We start from the raw sequence: 15,139 nt of genomic DNA on the forward strand, positions 1-15,139 counted from the left end.
AGGGATCCCCATGTTCCAGCAGACCGTCACCACCGTCCTCGCAGCCGCCGAGGGCGGGCACGCCGCCGCCGAGGCCGGAGTTCCCCCGTGGGTCTGGGGCGCCTCCGTGTTCGTCGTGCTGATCGGCCTCATGGTGGTGACGCTCTCCTTCGCGAACCGGGGCCTCAGCCCGGAGGTCGGACAGCACCAGGACCCCGCCGAGCTGCCCGCGGACGAGCGAGCCATGCTCGACGAGTACGCGGCCAAGCGCCACGGCTGAGCCGGGGAACCCCACCGTCGTGACGACCGCTCCGCAGGACACCGCCGCCCGGACCCGGGACCTGCCCCTGACGGGCACGGCCGTCCCGCCCCGGAGGCCGGGCCGCACCCGGCTCGGCGTCATGGGCGGGACGTTCGACCCCATCCACCACGGCCACCTCGTGGCCGCCTCCGAAGTGGCGGGGGAGTTCGACCTCGACGAGGTCGTGTTCGTCCCGACCGGGCACCCCTGGCAGAAGGCCGCCGGGGCGGTGAGCCCCGCGGAGCACCGCTACCTCATGACGGTGATCGCCACGGCCTCCAACCCGCGGTTCACGGTCAGCCGGGTGGACATCGAGCGCAACGGTCCCACGTTCACGGTCGACACCCTGCGGGACCTGAAGCGGCAGCGCCCGGAGGCGGATCTCTTCTTCATCACGGGCGCGGACGTCATGGCGGAGATCCTGACGTGGAAGGGCGCCGAGGAGCTCTGGCAGCTCGCGCACTTCGTCGGCGTCACCCGGCCGGGCCACGACCTGGCCGCGCCCGTGGGCTCCAGCGGCGTGAACCTGCTCGAGGTGCCCGCGATGGCGATCTCCTCCACGGACTGCCGCGCCCGCGTGGCCGAGCACAAGCCCGTCTGGTACCTCGTGCCCGACGGCGTGGTGCAGTACATCAACAAGTACGGCCTCTACCTCGGACCCGAGGACGGGACGACGACGGACCACGTCGGCGCCCGCGGCGTCTCGGCGAAGGCACCCTGATGGCCGGCGAGGACGACGTGCGGGACGGCGCCGCACCGGACCCCGACCGGGCCCCGGCGCCGCCGCCGCCGGTGCCCTCCGGACCGGCGCCCATCATCGACCTCGGTGGGGACGGCGTGCCGGTCCGTCCCGTCAAGCCCCTCGGGCCGCGGCGGCTGGCCCGCCTCCAGCGTGAGCTGGCCGAGCGCGCCCGCGAGCTCGAGGAAGCCGGCGCCGGCCCCGCGGACCCCGAGCTGCTCGAGAAGCAGCGCCGGTTCGCGGAGCTCGCCGCCCAGGCCGGTGCCGCGCAGGCCGACCCGGGCGCGGGCACCGCGGTCCGGGAGTCGGTGGTGGCTCCGGAGGCCCCGGCGCCCGGCTCCGCACCGCCCGTCCTGGGGCAGCCCGCTCCGGCCCCGCGTCCCGCGGGGGCGCCGGAGGACCCGCAGGAGCCGCTCGAGCAGATCACCATCGTGTTCCCCGGCGGCGGCCCGGACGGGCCGGACGGGCACGTGTCCCACGACCCGGTGCACGTCGACCCGGCCCTGTTCAGCAACCGGCTCGCCCCGGAGGACCTGGCGGCGCTCACGCACATCGAGATCGTCGCGCCCCGGGACCCCGAGCACCACGGCTCCACGCCGGTCGCGCCCGCCGCGGCCGGCGACCACGAGGAGCACGGGCACGCGGAGGACCCACCGGCGGCTCCGCCGGGGGCCGTCCCGCCCGGGCCCGCGGCGTCGTGGCCCGCGGCCGAGGACGATCCGCCGGCCGCCCCCGTGCCGGCCAGCACCGCCGAGGGGCTCGAGCTGCTGGAGCCCCGGGAGTACCGCCGCCGCACGAGCGGCGCCTGGTGGTTCCTGCTGCTGGCGGTGCTCGCGGCCCTCGCCGTCGTGCTCGTGCTGTTCGTGCTCTGAGCACCCCGCCGGCTCCACCGCACCGACCGTTCCTGCACCACCCGTTCCTGCACGACTCGTCCACTCCATCCGTCCCCACGGGACGGGACCTCCGGTTCGCCGGGAAAGGATCCTCCTTGACTGTCAACGATCTCTCCCTCTCCATCCTCCAGGTCGCCGCCGCCGCGGCGGACGCCAAGCAGGCCCACGACATCGTGGCCCTCGACGTCAGCGAGGCCCTGGGCATCACCGACGCCTTCCTCGTCGCCTCCGCCTCCAACGAGCGGCTCGTCAACGCCGTGGTCGACGAGATCGAGGAGAAGCTCGTCGAGCGCCTCGAGCTGCGCCCGATCCGCCGCGAGGGCCGCTCCGAGGGGCGCTGGGTGCTTTTGGACTACGGCGACGTCGTGATCCACGTGCAGCACGACGAGGACCGGGCGTTCTACGCCCTCGAGCGGCTGTGGCGGGACAGCCCCGTGGTGGACCTCGGACCGCTCACCGGTCAGACCGCCGCGGCCCCCGCCACCGACGATTTGCCTGGAGCCTGATCGGCTGTCTACTATGAATGCGTTGCCCAGCGAGGCGCTGGAACAACCGGAAAAGGGTGACTGAGAAGGAGCCCGTGAAGGTTGTGATAATGTCTCCGAGGTAACGACCTGGGGCTGTGGCGCAGCTGGTAGCGCATTTGCATGGCATGCAAAGGGTCAGGGGTTCGAGTCCCCTCAGCTCCACCAGGACGAAAGAGCCCGTTCCGCATTGCGCGGAGCGGGCTCTTTCGCTTTTTCTCAGCTTCCTTCTCTTCCGCTCGTTGACGCGTCCTGTTAGCGTCAGCACCACCGGCGGCCGTCCTCCGTGACCCGGGTCACAGCGAGCTCGAGGCCACAGCGTGGGGAGTTCCGTCGGGGGACAAGGGCGTCGACGGTGGAGACCCGCCGTGGACTCCCGTGACGGACATCCACCACGGAAGAGGTCATGATGACAGGGAACAGAGCGGTCGCCTACAAGGGTCCCGGCAAGGTCGAGGTCATCGACACCGAGTACCCGGAGTTCGAGCTCAAGGACGCCCCGGGGATCAATCAGGCCAACATCGGGCGCAAGGTCCCGCACGGGGTCATCCTCCGGACGGTGAGCACGAACATCTGCGGCTCGGACCAGCACATGGTGCGCGGGCGCACCACGGCCCCGACGGACCTGGTCCTCGGTCACGAGATCACGGGCGAGGTCATCGAGTGCGGGCCGGACGTCGAGTTCATCAAGGTCGGGGACATCGTCTCCGTCCCCTTCAACATCTCCTGCGGGCGGTGCCGCAACTGCAAGGAGCGCAAGACCGGGATCTGCCTCAACGTGAACCCGGACCGGCCGGGCTCCGCCTACGGCTACGTGGACATGGGCGGCTGGGTCGGCGGGCAGGCCGAGTACGTGCTGGTGCCCTACGCGGACTGGAACCTGCTGAAGTTCCCGGACCGGGACCAGGCCCTGGAGAAGATCATGGACCTGACCATGCTCTCCGACATCCTGCCCACCGGCTACCACGGCGTGGTCACGGCCGGGGTGGGCGTGGGCTCGACCGTCTACGTCGCCGGTGCCGGGCCGGTGGGCCTGGCCGCGGCGGCCTCGGCCCATCTGCTGGGGGCGGCGGTGGTCATCGTGGGGGACATGAACGAGCAGCGGCTGGCCCAGGCCCGCAGCTTCGGCTGCGAGACCGTCGACGTCTCGAAGGGCTCGCCCGCCGAGCAGATCGAGCAGATCCTGGGTGTCCCGGAGGTCGACTGCGGCGTGGACGCCGTCGGCTTCGAGGCCCGTGGGCACGGCAAGGACGCCTCCCACGAGGCCCCGGCCACCGTGCTGAACTCCCTGATGGACATCACCGCTGCCGGCGGGGCGCTGGGCATCCCGGGCCTGTACGTCACCGGGGATCCCGGAGCCGTGGACGAGGCCGCGAAGAAGGGGTCCCTGTCGATCAGCCTCGGCACGGGATGGGCGAAGTCCCTGGCCTTCACCACGGGGCAGTGCCCGGTGATGAAGTACAACCGGCAGCTGATGATGGCGATCCTGCACGACAAGATCCAGATCGCCAAGGCCGTCAACGCCAAGGCCATCCCGCTGGAGGAGGCTCCGCAGGGCTACGCCGAGTTCGACGCCGGGGCGGCCACCAAGTACGTGCTCAACCCCAACGGCTACATCAAGAACTAGCCCGCGGACCCCGCCCGCCCGCGGGGCGGGCCGCACCGGACCTCCGGCGCGGCCCGCCCCGCGGGCGCCGCCGTGTCCGCGGTGGGCCCTGTGGAAGACTGGGCGCATGGCCAAGAAATCCAGCAGCTCGGAGCTCAAGCAGACCGTCGACCAGGTCACCGAGGAAGCCACCAACGTGGGCTACCGCCTCGAGCAGCGGCTCCACCGGTTCCGGCAGCGGCGCGCCGAGGCCCGCGGGGACATCCCGGTCATGGTGGCTTTCGAGGGCTACGGCTCCGAGCACCACGTGCGGGTCCTGGGCCGGGCCCTGCTGAAGACCCGGGGGCTCATCGAGTCCACCGACGAGAGCGCCGAGTCCATCCGCGGCTGGCGCTCGTTCACCTCCGTGCCCATCGCCTTCGCCCACGTCAACATCTGGATCGACGAGTTCGAGTTCCACCTGGTGGCCGACAAGGGCGGGGTGGTCGACGTCGACCTGCAGGTGTCCCTGGCCCCCGGCGAGCACACCGTGTGGATGCAGACGGAGGGCTCCGAGACGGTCGAGTCCCGTGTCTTCATCGTGGCCGACGAGCAGCGCATCGGGGTGGTCTCCGACATCGACGACACCGTCATGGTCACGGCCCTGCCCCGGCCCATGCTGGCCGCCTGGAACTCGTTCGTGCTCAACGAGCACGCCCGCACGCCCACCCCCGGGATGGCGGTCATGATGGACCGGCTGCTGCACCGCCACCACGAGGCGCCGTTCCTCTACCTCTCCACGGGAGCGTGGAACGTGGCGCCCACCCTGCGCCGCTTCCTCACGCGCAACGCCTATCCGGCCGGGGCCCTGCTGCTCACCGACTGGGGACCCACCACGGACCGGTGGTTCCGGGCCGGGGCCGCGCACAAGGTGCAGAACCTGGAGCGGCTGGCCCGCAACTTCCCCCACGTGCGCTGGATCCTCATCGGCGACGACGGCCAGCACGACCCCGAGATCTACAGCGGCTTCGTGCACCGCTATCCCGAGCACGTGGCCGCCATCGTGATCCGCAACCTGTCCCCGGCGGAGGCCGTGCTGGCCGGCACCCCGCTGGTCAACGAGGAGCGGCGGGTCACCATCCCCGAGGGCACGCTGTGGATCGAGGGCAACGACGGCGCCTCGATCTCGCGGCAGCTCGCGGAGCACGGCCTGCTCTGACCGGCGACCCGCCCTGACCGGCGACCCGCTCCGACCGCGGGCCTGCTCGGACCGAGAGCCTGTTCCGGCGGACGGCCCGCCCCGGACCGTCCGTCGGGACCCGGCGGGCTGCGGCGTCCGAGCCGGGCCCTACCCTGGACCCATGACCAGCACCCGCAGCACCCTCCCCGCCCCCGCACCGGCAGTCGACTCGGCAGACGTCCCGGCGGACACCTCGGCGGACTTCCCGGCCGTGGACGCCGCCGTCGCCGGTGCCCGGGCGGCCTTCGTGCCCGATGTCGATCTCGCGACCCGGCTGGACCGGCTGCACCGGCTCGAGGACCTCGTGCGGGAGAACCGGACGGTGCTCGAGGAGGCGCTGGCCACCGACCTCGGCAAGCCCCCGGCAGAGGCGTGGCTGACCGAGCTCGGCTTCACCCTCGAGGAGGTCGCCGGCATCCGCAAGGAGCTCGGCCGCTGGATGACCCCGGCCCGCGTCCCCGTCCCGCTGAGCCTGGCCCCGGCCCGCTCCCGCGTGGAGCACCAGCCGCTCGGGACCGTGCTCGTGATGGCGCCGTGGAACTATCCCGTCCAGCTCGTCCTGAGCCCGCTGGCGGGAGCGCTCGCCGCCGGCAACACCGTCGTCGTCAAGCCCTCCGAGGTCTCCGCGACCGTCTCCGGGGTGCTGGCCGAGCTGCTCGAGCGCTACCTGGGGGACTGCGTGCGCGTGGTCGAGGGCGGCGTGCCGGAGACCACGCGGCTGCTCGAGCACCGCTTCGACCACGTCTTCTACACCGGCAACGGGACGGTGGCCCGGATCGTGATGGCCGCCGCGGCCCGGCACCTGACCCCGGTGACCCTCGAGCTGGGCGGGAAGTCCCCGGTCTGGGTGGACGGCTCGACCGACCTGCGCACCGCCGCCCGGCGGATCGTGTGGGGGAAGTTCCTCAACGCCGGCCAGACCTGCGTGGCCCCGGACCACGTGCTCGGCACCCCGGAGACGCTCGCCGCCCTCGAACCGGAGCTCCTGCGGGCCGTCGAGGAGCACTACGGCGAGGACCCGTCCCGCAGCGACTCCTACGGGCGGATCGTCACCGCGCGCCACCTCGACCGGCTGGTGGGGCTCCTGGAGCAGGTCCCCGCCCACGACGTCGTCTGCGGCGGGACCGCCGAGCCGGGGGAGCGCTACCTCGCGCCCACGGTGGTGCGCTCCGCCCCGGACGGCCCGCTCATGGCCGAGGAGCTCTTCGGTCCCGTCCTTCCCCTGGTCCCGGTCGCCTCCGCGGAGCACGCCGTCGAGCTGATCGCCGCCGGGGACAAGCCGCTGGCCCTCTACGTGTTCTCCGAGGAGCGGTCGGTCAAGGAGCTGTTCCGCCGGCGCACGTCCTCCGGCGGACTGTCCTTCAACGCCCCGCTGCTGCACCTGACCAGCCCCGAGCTGCCGTTCGGCGGCGTGGGGGAGAGCGGCACCGGCGCCTACCACGGGAAGTTCTCGTTCACCACGTTCTCCCACGCGCGCGCGGTCCTGGACAAGCCGCTCGCCCCCGACACGCTGCGGGTCGTCTACCCGCCCTACCGAGGTCTGCGGGCTCGCCTGGCGGCCGCGGCGGTCGGGCTGCGCCGGCCCCGCCGCCGGACCCGACACGCCGTGTCCGAAAATTAATCCTGTCCACCGGCCGGGGGTCCCGCGGTGCGCACAGCCTGTGCACAACGGGACCCCGGCGGCGGGATTCCGCGACCCCCCGCGGAGGCCGCCTGTGGATGGCCGGCGGTGGTTCTGGGGATAGCGAGAGAGGAGCTGTGGACAACCCTCACCACTGCATCTAGGGGTCGCTTCCCCTTCCTGGCACTAGATGTAGTATTGAAATCAGCCACCCGGAGAGACCCCTACACCGCCGCAGACCCTGCGGAAGTCCCGGATCTCCCCCACAAACCACCCGATCGACCAAGGGGAAACAGCGATGTCCGTGACCGTGTACAGCAAGCCGGCCTGCGTCCAGTGCAATGCCACCTACCGTGCCCTGAGCAAGAAGGGCATCGAGTACAACGTCGTCGACGTCACCGAGGACGAGGCCGCCCTGGCCCACGTCCTGGCCCTCGGCTACCAGCAGGTCCCGGTCGTCGAGACGGCGACCGAGCACTGGTCCGGCTACCGCCCGGACAAGATCACCTCCCTGGCCGTCCTCCTCTCGGCCTGAGGCCGGAGCGCCGCCCGCTTCCCCGCGGCGCCCCGGTCCATCCACCACCGACCCCATTTCGGAGCGCGGAAGCGATGAGCACGCACCACCCCGGCACCCGTCCCGGGACCGCTCAGCAGGACCACGGCGACACCGCCGCGGCACCGGACAGCCACGCCCCACTGGTGGTCTACTTCTCCTCGGTCTCCAACAACACGCACCGCTTCGTCGAGAAGCTCGACGCCCGCGTGCTGCGCCTTCCTCTTCTGACCGGGGAGGAGCCCCCCGAGATCACCGAGCCCTTCGTGCTGGCCGCCCCGACGTACGGGCGGCCCAACGGCAGCGGGGCCGTCCCGCCGCAGGTCGTGAAGTTCCTCAACAAGGAGACCAACCGGCGGTTCCTGCGCGGCGTCATCGGCGCGGGCAACACCAACTTCGGGTCGGCGTTCTGCCTGGCCGCGGACAAGATCGCGGCCAAGTGCGGCGTCCCCGTCCTCTACAAGTTCGAACTCATGGGCACCCCCGAGGATGTCCACCAGGTAAATCAAGGATTGGAACAGTTTTGGCGACAATTTCCGCAGCTCCGGGCGTGAGCGTCGAGCCCGGCCACGAGGACACGCGCGTCCCCGAGAAGTACCGGGGCCTGGGCTACCACGAGCTCAACGCCCTGCTGAACCTCTACGACGCCGACGGCCACATCCAGTTCGACGCCGACCGGCAGGCCGCCCGGCAGTACTTCCTGCAGCACGTGAACAACAACACCGTCTTCTTCCACGACCTCGAGGAGAAGCTCGACTACCTGGTCTCGCACCAGTACTACGAGCCCGAGGTCCTGGCGAAGTACAGCATGGAGTTCATCAAGGAGCTCTCCAAGCGCGCGTACTCCCAGAAGTTCCGCTTCGAGACCTTCCTGGGCGCGTTCAAGTTCTACACGTCCTACACGCTGAAGACCTTCGACGGCCAGCGCTACCTCGAGCGCTTCGAGGACCGCGTGGTCATGGTCTCCCTCTACCTCGCCGACGGCAACGAGCTGCTCGCCACGCAGCTGGTCGACGAGATCATCTCCGGGCGCTTCCAGCCGGCGACCCCCACGTTCCTCAACGCGGGCAAGCAGCAGCGCGGCGAGCTCGTCTCCTGCTTCCTGCTCCGCATCGAGGACAACATGGAGTCCATCGGGCGGTCGATCAACTCCGCCCTGCAGCTGTCCAAGCGCGGCGGCGGCGTGGCGTTCGCGCTGACCAACGTCCGCGAGGCCGGGGCCCCGATCAAGAAGATCGAGAACCAGTCCTCGGGCATCATCCCCATCATGAAGCTGCTGGAGGACTCGTTCTCCTACGCCAACCAGCTGGGCGCCCGCCAGGGCGCGGGCGCGGTGTACCTGCACGCCCACCACCCGGACATCTACAGCTTCCTGGACACCAAGCGGGAGAACGCGGACGAGAAGATCCGGATCAAGACCCTCTCCCTGGGCGTGGTCATCCCGGACATCACGTTCGAGCTGGCCAAGAAGAACCAGGACATGTACCTGTTCTCCCCGTACGACGTGGAGCGGGTCTACGGCATGCCGTTCTCCGACGTCAACGTGTCCGAGAAGTACCACGAGATGGTCGCGGACGGCCGGATCACCAAGAAGAAGATCAACGCCCGGGAGTTCTTCCAGACCCTCGCCGAGGTCCAGTTCGAGTCCGGCTACCCGTACGTCATGTTCGAGGACACGGTGAACCGGGCCAACCCGATCGACGGCAAGATCATCATGTCCAACCTCTGCTCCGAGATCCTCCAGGTCTCCGAGCCGTCCACGTACCACGAGGACCTGAACTACGACGAGGTCGGCAAGGACATCTCCTGCAACCTCGGCTCCCTCAACATCGCGCTGACCATGGAGTCCCCGGACTTCGGGCAGTCCGTGGAGACCGCGATCCGCGGGCTCACCGCGGTGTCGGACATGTCCGACATCACCTCGGTGCCCTCGATCGAGCGCGGCAACCAGATGTCCCACGCCGTGGGCCTCGGGCAGATGAACCTGCACGGCTACCTCGCCAAGGAGCACATCCACTACGGCTCCGAGGAGGGCCTCGACTTCACGAACATCTACTTCTACACGGTCACGTACCACGCGGTCCGCGCGTCGAACGAGATCGCGAAGGAGCGCAAGGCGGTGTTCGCCGGCTTCGAGCGGTCCCAGTACGCGTCGGGGGAGTACTTCACCAAGTACACCGACCGCGACTGGGTCCCGGCCACCGGGCGGGTGCGGGAGCTGTTCGCCGAGGCGGGCGTGCACATCCCCACCCGGGCGGACTGGGAGCAGCTCAAGGCCTCGGTCATGGAGCACGGGATGTACAACCAGAACCTGCAGGCCGTGCCGCCGACCGGGTCGATCTCCTACATCAACAACTCGACGTCCTCGATCCACCCGATCGCCTCGAAGATCGAGATCCGCAAGGAGGGCAAGCTGGGCCGCGTGTACTACCCGGCGCCCTTCATGAACAACGAGAACCTGGAGTACTTCCAGGACGCGTACGAGATCGGCTACGAGAAGATCATCGACACCTACGCCGCGGCCACCCAGCACGTGGACCAGGGCCTGTCGCTGACCCTGTTCTTCAAGGACACGGCCACGACCCGGGACATCAACCGGGCGCAGATCTACGCGTGGCGCAAGGGCATCAAGACGATGTACTACTCCCGCATCCGCCAGCTGGCGCTGGAGGGCACCGAGGTCGAGGGCTGCGTCTCCTGCATGCTCTGACCGCCGGAGCCCCGGCGACCACCCCACAACTCCCCGCGCGCGTCCGCAGGACGCGCGCGGGGGTCCACCCCGTTCGAGGAAGAGACAGATCATGACTCTGGAGAAGAGCGAGAGCATCGACAAGGTGCAGCTGCTCCACCACCAGGCCCAGGCCATCAACTGGAACCGGATCGAGGACCCGAAGGACGACGAGGTCTGGGACCGGCTGACCGCGAACTTCTGGCTGCCCGAGAAGGTGCCGATCTCCAACGACGTCCCCTCGTGGAAGACCCTCACCGCGGAGGAGCAGCAGCTCACCATGCGGGTGTTCACCGGTCTCACGCTGCTGGACACCATCCAGGGCACCGTGGGCGCCGTCTCCCTGATCCCGGACGCCGTCACCCTGCACGAGGAGGCGGTGTACACCAACATCGCGTTCATGGAGTCGGTGCACGCGAAGTCCTACTCCTCCATCTTCTCGACGCTGTCCTCCATGAAGGAGATCGACGACGTCTTCCGCTGGTCACGGGAGAACCCGTACCTGCAGAAGAAGGCCGACATCATCATCAAGTACTACAAGGGCGACGACCCGCTGAAGAAGAAGGTGGCCTCGACCCTGCTCGAGTCCTTCCTCTTCTACTCCGGGTTCTACCTGCCCATGTACTGGTCCTCCCGGGCCAAGCTGACGAACACGGCCGACCTGGTGCGCCTCATCATCCGTGACGAGGCCGTGCACGGCTACTACATCGGCTACAAGTTCCAGCGGGCCATGGCCCTGGAGTCCCAGGAGCGCCAGGACGAGCTGAAGCTCTACACCTACGAGCTGCTCGAGGAGCTCTACGAGAACGAGGTGCGCTACACCGAGTCCCTCTACGACGGTGTCGGGTGGACCGAGGACGTCAAGAAGTTCCTGCACTACAACGCCAATAAGGCTCTGAACAACCTGGGCTTCGAGGCGCTGTTCCCCAAGGAGATGACGGACGTCTCGGCGGCCATCCTGTCCGCGCTGTCCCCGAACGCCGACGAGAACCACGACTTCTTTTCCGGCTCGGGCTCCTCCTACGTGATCGGCAAGGCCGTGAACACGGAGGACGAGGACTGGGACTTCTGATCCCGGCCTGAGCCATGAGGACGACGACGGCGGTCCGGTCCACCTTCCCGAGGTGGGCCGGACCGCCGTCGTCGACAGGCATGGCTCGATGCCGTGGTGCCGTGCAGCCTCAGCCTTCCGCACCGACCCGGGGCTCGGCCGTGCTCTGTCGCCGGCTCGTCCACGGCCAGGTGATGAGCGCCCAGGCCACGGCGATGATGAGGAACTCGACCAGCAGGTACCACGGCCAGGGCCCGAGCAGATCGAGGATCGAGGGGTTGTCCGGCTTGCCGTTGAGGAAGCCGTAGTTGGTCCCCAGCCAGTTGTTGAGCCCGAAGGCAGCCATGGCCCACGTGACGGTGACGACCATGGCCAGGCGGTAGCTGCCCCAGTCGACGCGGCCGCGGCGTCCCCAGATCAGGTACAGGGTGGCCCAGAGGACCAGGATGTGCTGGACCCAGAGGTCGATGAAGTCGATGTGGGGGAAGTCCGGCGAGTCGAGTGCCGGGGTGAGGATGGCCTGCGGGTTGAGAGTCAGTCCCCAGTAGTAGGTGAGCGCCGTCGCCCAGTGGGCCCGTGTCCACAGGGCGATGACAGCGACCATCCACGCGAGGTCCGAGAGGTGGACCGGCAGAGAGATGTGGACGTCGAAATTGTCCGGCACCGACCGGTAGACGAGCATCGTCACCGTGTACGTGGTCAGCACCGCGGCGAAGGCCCGGGAAAAAACCACCTCGGCCGCGGAATCCCGAAGGCGGCGGCCCAGCATCACCACGAGCACAGCCCCGAGGACGCAGACGCCCAGAGCAGCCCAGTGAGTGGGGCCGTAGGGTACGAAGACCTCCTCGCTGGGCATCGCCGTCCCCCTCCACCGGGTCTCCTGGGTGGTTCGCCCGTGGCACCAGAACATCAGATCCGGTCGTCCAGGGCCATGGGCGGGGCAATGTGGACCGGAACCTGCGCCGGACCGCCGTCCGAGCTCTTGGCCTTGCCCTGACCGATGCTGCGAGTCACGGAGACCAACTGGTAGGGCCTCTTGGCCCGGGGCCGCGTGTCACGCCGGAGCAGCGCCACCCATCCTTCGCCGGCAACATCGATCTGCTTCAAGGGCCGGGTGAGGTAGCTGACCACCGTCGGCGGCGTGGTGGAGCGATCGATGCGGACCCCTCCGACGAGACCGGTGTTGAAATCGCGGGTCCATGCGTTCTTCGCCGGCGTGGCCGAGGCGATGTGCTCTGCGAACTCCGGCGGCACCACGAAGGTCGCCATCCTGCCTTCCACACCCTGCAGCCGCAACGGCACCCGGTACCTCGGTGCCTCCAGCTCGTCCATCCCAGGCCCTTCTTCGCGGGTTCGGACGGCCGCATTATAGCGGATCCCTCTGGATGTCTTCCTCCACGTGATCGACGCGGCGGCGGCACCGGTCACCCGGAGGCCCGGTTGCCGGTGAGAGGGATACGGAGATCAGGGCGTCACGGAGTCGTTTCCTGCGCCGGCTGGGAGACGTCCACGCCGGTGACCGGGTCGCCGGCCCGCTCGTAGACGAGCGAGACCGCTCCCTTCGGGAACGCCCGCGGCGGCTGCGCCAGGGTGAAGGCGGCCGGGACGGTGCCGTCGCCGAAGACGCGCTTGCCCGAGCCCAGCACCAGCGGATAGAGGAGCAGGTTCAGCCGGTCGACGAGGTCTTCCCTCAGCAGCGTCCGCACGAGGTCGCCGCTGCCGATGACGTGGATCTCGTCGAACCGGTCCTTGAGGGCGCGCACCTCGGCGGCGACCTCCGTCAGCACCGTGGTTCCCTCCCACGACGGGTCGGTCAGCGTGCGGGACACGACGAACTTCGGCACCGTGTTGAACGTCGCGGCGATCGGATCGGCGTGGCCGTGGTCCGGCCAGTAGCCGGCGAAGATGTCGTAGGTCCGGCGACCGAGCAGCAGTGCGTCGATGCGCTCGATCCCGGCGCCGATCGTCGCGCCCGATTCGTCGTCGAAGTACGCCCCCTGCCAGCCGCCGAGCTCGAAGCCGCCCGCACGGTCCTCGTCGGGCCCGCCCGGGGCCTGGTAGACGCCGTCGAGGGTGAGGAAGAGGTCGACCTGGATGATGCCCATGACGTGGTCCTTCGGTGTGCTCCGACGACATCCGTGGTGCCCAGTTTTTCGCCACGGGATCCGGGGGTCAACCCGTTGCCCCCGTATGACGGCGCGCCCACGGGCGAGCGGGAATCCTCGTGCGTCCTCAGCACGAAGCGCGGGCTCGTCGGCCTCGGAACGGCGGGTTGGTCCGGCGGGGGATCGTCCGGTGCGGCGTGCTCGGCCGGACCCGGGAGTGGAGGGTCCGGGCGGTCACGGCGGTGTTCTGCCGTCGGCTCCGAGCCGTTAGCCTGTCCGCGCCCGTCACTAGACTGAGCCGCATGAACGAGCAGGAACCGGGCCGGTCCCGGGCCGCCTCGGCACCCGCAGGCCGTGCGGCACTTCCCGCGGACGCGACCGCCACGTCCGCTCCGATCGATGCCGTCGACGGGCCGGGGCTGGTCGATCCCGAGGCCGTGGACACCTCGGTGCGCAGCCCGGCGCAGCGGTCCCGCACCTTCGCCGGGATCCTGGTGAACACCGCCCTCGCCAACATCACGACCAGCTACCTCTGGTTCGCCCTGACGTTCTGGGTGTATCTGGAGACGCGCAACGTCATCGCCACCGGGGTGGTCGGCGGCGCCTACATGCTGCTCATCGCGCTCTCCAGCATCAGCTTCGGCACCTTCGTGGACCGCTACCGCAAGCTCGCCGTGATGCGCTTCGCCGCAGCCTTCACCCTGGTGATGTTCGTGCTGGCGGGCATCCTGTTCCTCCTCGCGCCGGCGGCCTCGATGGCGGACCTGACCCGCCCGTGGATCTGGGTCTTCGCCCTGGTCGTCCTGATCGGCGCGGTGGTGGAGAACATGCGCAACATCGCTTTGTCCACCACGGTCACGATCCTCATCGAGCCGGACCGGCGCGCCAACGCCAACGGCCTGGTGGGCATGGTGCAGGGCCTGATGTTCATCGTGACCTCGGTGCTCTCCGGGCTGTCGGTCGGACTGCTGGGCATGGGCTGGACGGTCGTGGTCGCCGTGGCGCTCACGGCCGTGGCCTTCGCGCACCTGTTGACGCTGCGCATGCCCGAGGAGGTGCGCGCCGCGGCCACGGACGCCCACGGCAGCTTCGACCTGCGGGGGGCGTTCGCCGCCGTGCTGGCCGTGTCCGGGCTGTTCGCGCTGATCCTGTTCTCGACGTTCAACAACTTCATCGGCGGCGTCTACATGGCCCTGATGGACCCGTACGGTCTGGAGATGTTCCCCGTGGAGATCTGGGGCGCGGTCTTCGCGCTCGGCGCCACCGGCTTCATCGTGGGCGGGGCGCTGATCGGCAAGTTCGGGCTGGGGTCCAATCCGCTGCGCACCATGTTGTTCGCGGTGATGGCGATGGGCGTGCTCGGCGCGGTGTTCACTGTGCGGGAGTGGGCCTGGCTGTACGTCCTGGGCATCTGGCTTTACATGGTGCTCTTCCCGTTCGTGGAGGCTGCGGAACAGACGGTCATCCAGCGGGTCGTGCCGCTGGAGCGGCAGGGGCGTGTCTTCGGCTTCGCCATGGCGTTCGAGTCCGCGGCGGCGCCGGTCACCGCGTTCCTCATCGCACCGATCGCCCAGTTCTGGATCATCCCGTACGCGCGGTCCGCGGAGGGCAGCGTCCAGCTGGCCCCGCTGCTCGGCGAGGGCACCTCGCGCGGCATCGCCCTGGTGTTCCTGGTGGCCGGCATCGTCATGGTCGCTGCCGCGCTGCTGGCCTTCCTGACCCCGGTCTACCGCCGGGTCTCGGCGTCGTACGCCCAGGTCGCGGCGGAGGACGCCGAGGACGGCGTCACTGCCTCCCCGTCATCCGGATGAACGAGTCCT

At 69.5% G+C, this 15,139-nt stretch carries 15 protein-coding genes and 1 tRNA gene; 13 read left to right on the forward strand and 3 right to left on the reverse strand.

Annotation, left to right across the window (positions count from 1 at the left end; all coding sequences use genetic code 11):
* The first annotated feature begins 10 nt into the window (after positions 1-10).
* The 12 genes from AC6CH6_RS03375 (at position 11) to nrdF (ending at position 11,235) form a co-directional block, all read left to right on the forward strand.
* Positions 11-259, forward strand: coding sequence for a hypothetical protein (locus tag AC6CH6_RS03375; protein ID WP_498253997.1), 249 nt, complete (start codon positions 11-13; stop codon positions 257-259).
* 121 nt (positions 260-380) lie between these two features.
* The gene (nadD, locus tag AC6CH6_RS03380) at positions 381-1,001 is read left to right on the forward strand and encodes a nicotinate-nucleotide adenylyltransferase (protein WP_498254353.1); all 621 of its coding nucleotides are present in this window, start codon (positions 381-383) and stop codon (positions 999-1,001) included.
* On the forward strand, positions 1,001-1,891 hold the full coding sequence (locus AC6CH6_RS03385; protein ID WP_498253998.1) for a hypothetical protein: 891 nt from the start codon (positions 1,001-1,003) through the stop codon (positions 1,889-1,891). The genes nadD and AC6CH6_RS03385 overlap by 1 nt, the downstream gene beginning before the upstream one ends.
* Positions 1,892-2,007: 116 nt before the next feature.
* Positions 2,008-2,418 carry a ribosome silencing factor gene (gene rsfS / locus AC6CH6_RS03390; RefSeq protein WP_498253999.1) on the forward strand — a complete coding sequence of 137 codons (411 nt, stop codon included), beginning with the start codon at positions 2,008-2,010 and terminating at the stop codon, positions 2,416-2,418.
* A 110-nt stretch (positions 2,419-2,528) separates the two neighbouring features.
* A tRNA-Ala gene (locus tag AC6CH6_RS03395) sits at positions 2,529-2,604 on the forward strand.
* Between the two features lie 241 nt (positions 2,605-2,845).
* A complete protein-coding gene (gene fdhA / locus AC6CH6_RS03400; protein ID WP_133410782.1) occupies positions 2,846-4,063 on the forward strand; it encodes a formaldehyde dehydrogenase, glutathione-independent in 1,218 nt (405 codons plus the stop codon).
* Positions 4,064-4,169: 106 nt separating this feature from the next.
* Positions 4,170-5,240 carry an App1 family protein phosphatidate phosphatase gene (locus AC6CH6_RS03405; RefSeq protein WP_133410781.1) on the forward strand — a complete coding sequence of 357 codons (1,071 nt, stop codon included), beginning with the start codon at positions 4,170-4,172 and terminating at the stop codon, positions 5,238-5,240.
* A gap of 142 nt (positions 5,241-5,382) precedes the next feature.
* Positions 5,383-6,882, forward strand: coding sequence for an aldehyde dehydrogenase family protein (locus AC6CH6_RS03410; RefSeq protein ID WP_498254000.1), 1,500 nt, complete (start codon positions 5,383-5,385; stop codon positions 6,880-6,882).
* Positions 6,883-7,180: 298 nt separating this feature from the next.
* Positions 7,181-7,417, forward strand: coding sequence for a glutaredoxin-like protein NrdH (gene nrdH, locus AC6CH6_RS03415; RefSeq protein WP_109267973.1), 237 nt, complete (start codon positions 7,181-7,183; stop codon positions 7,415-7,417).
* 74 nt (positions 7,418-7,491) lie between these two features.
* On the forward strand, positions 7,492-7,989 hold the full coding sequence (gene nrdI, locus AC6CH6_RS03420; protein ID WP_081994584.1) for a class Ib ribonucleoside-diphosphate reductase assembly flavoprotein NrdI: 498 nt from the start codon (positions 7,492-7,494) through the stop codon (positions 7,987-7,989).
* Positions 7,986-10,145 (forward strand): class 1b ribonucleoside-diphosphate reductase subunit alpha, encoded by a 2,160-nt coding sequence (gene nrdE, locus AC6CH6_RS03425; RefSeq protein WP_035929990.1) that lies wholly within the window; start codon positions 7,986-7,988, stop codon positions 10,143-10,145. Before nrdI ends, nrdE begins: the two co-directional genes overlap by 4 nt.
* Positions 10,146-10,236: 91 nt before the next feature.
* A complete protein-coding gene (gene nrdF / locus AC6CH6_RS03430; RefSeq protein WP_017834614.1) occupies positions 10,237-11,235 on the forward strand; it encodes a class 1b ribonucleoside-diphosphate reductase subunit beta in 999 nt (332 codons plus the stop codon).
* Positions 11,236-11,344: 109 nt separating this feature from the next.
* On the opposite strand, the gene AC6CH6_RS03435 is transcribed toward nrdF, so the two are convergent.
* The 3 genes from AC6CH6_RS03435 to AC6CH6_RS03445 all read right to left on the reverse strand — a co-directional run bounded on the left by AC6CH6_RS03435 (position 11,345) and on the right by AC6CH6_RS03445 (position 13,319).
* Positions 11,345-12,070 (reverse strand): YwaF family protein, encoded by a 726-nt coding sequence (locus AC6CH6_RS03435; RefSeq protein ID WP_498254001.1) that lies wholly within the window; start codon positions 12,068-12,070, stop codon positions 11,345-11,347.
* A gap of 53 nt (positions 12,071-12,123) precedes the next feature.
* The gene (locus AC6CH6_RS03440; RefSeq protein ID WP_498254002.1) at positions 12,124-12,546 is read right to left on the reverse strand and encodes a hypothetical protein; all 423 of its coding nucleotides are present in this window, start codon (positions 12,544-12,546) and stop codon (positions 12,124-12,126) included.
* 140 nt (positions 12,547-12,686) lie between these two features.
* Positions 12,687-13,319: a dihydrofolate reductase family protein gene (locus tag AC6CH6_RS03445; RefSeq protein ID WP_498254003.1), complete on the reverse strand. Its 633-nt coding sequence runs from the start codon at positions 13,317-13,319 to the stop codon at positions 12,687-12,689.
* Between the two features lie 302 nt (positions 13,320-13,621).
* Between AC6CH6_RS03445 and AC6CH6_RS03450 the strand changes: the two genes are divergently transcribed.
* Complete coding sequence (locus tag AC6CH6_RS03450; protein WP_498254004.1) at positions 13,622-15,130, forward strand: MFS transporter; 1,509 nt, start codon at positions 13,622-13,624, stop codon at positions 15,128-15,130.
* Positions 15,131-15,139: the final 9 nt, after the last annotated feature.

The sequence above is a fragment of the Kocuria sp. GQ42 genome, assembly GCF_059758435.1.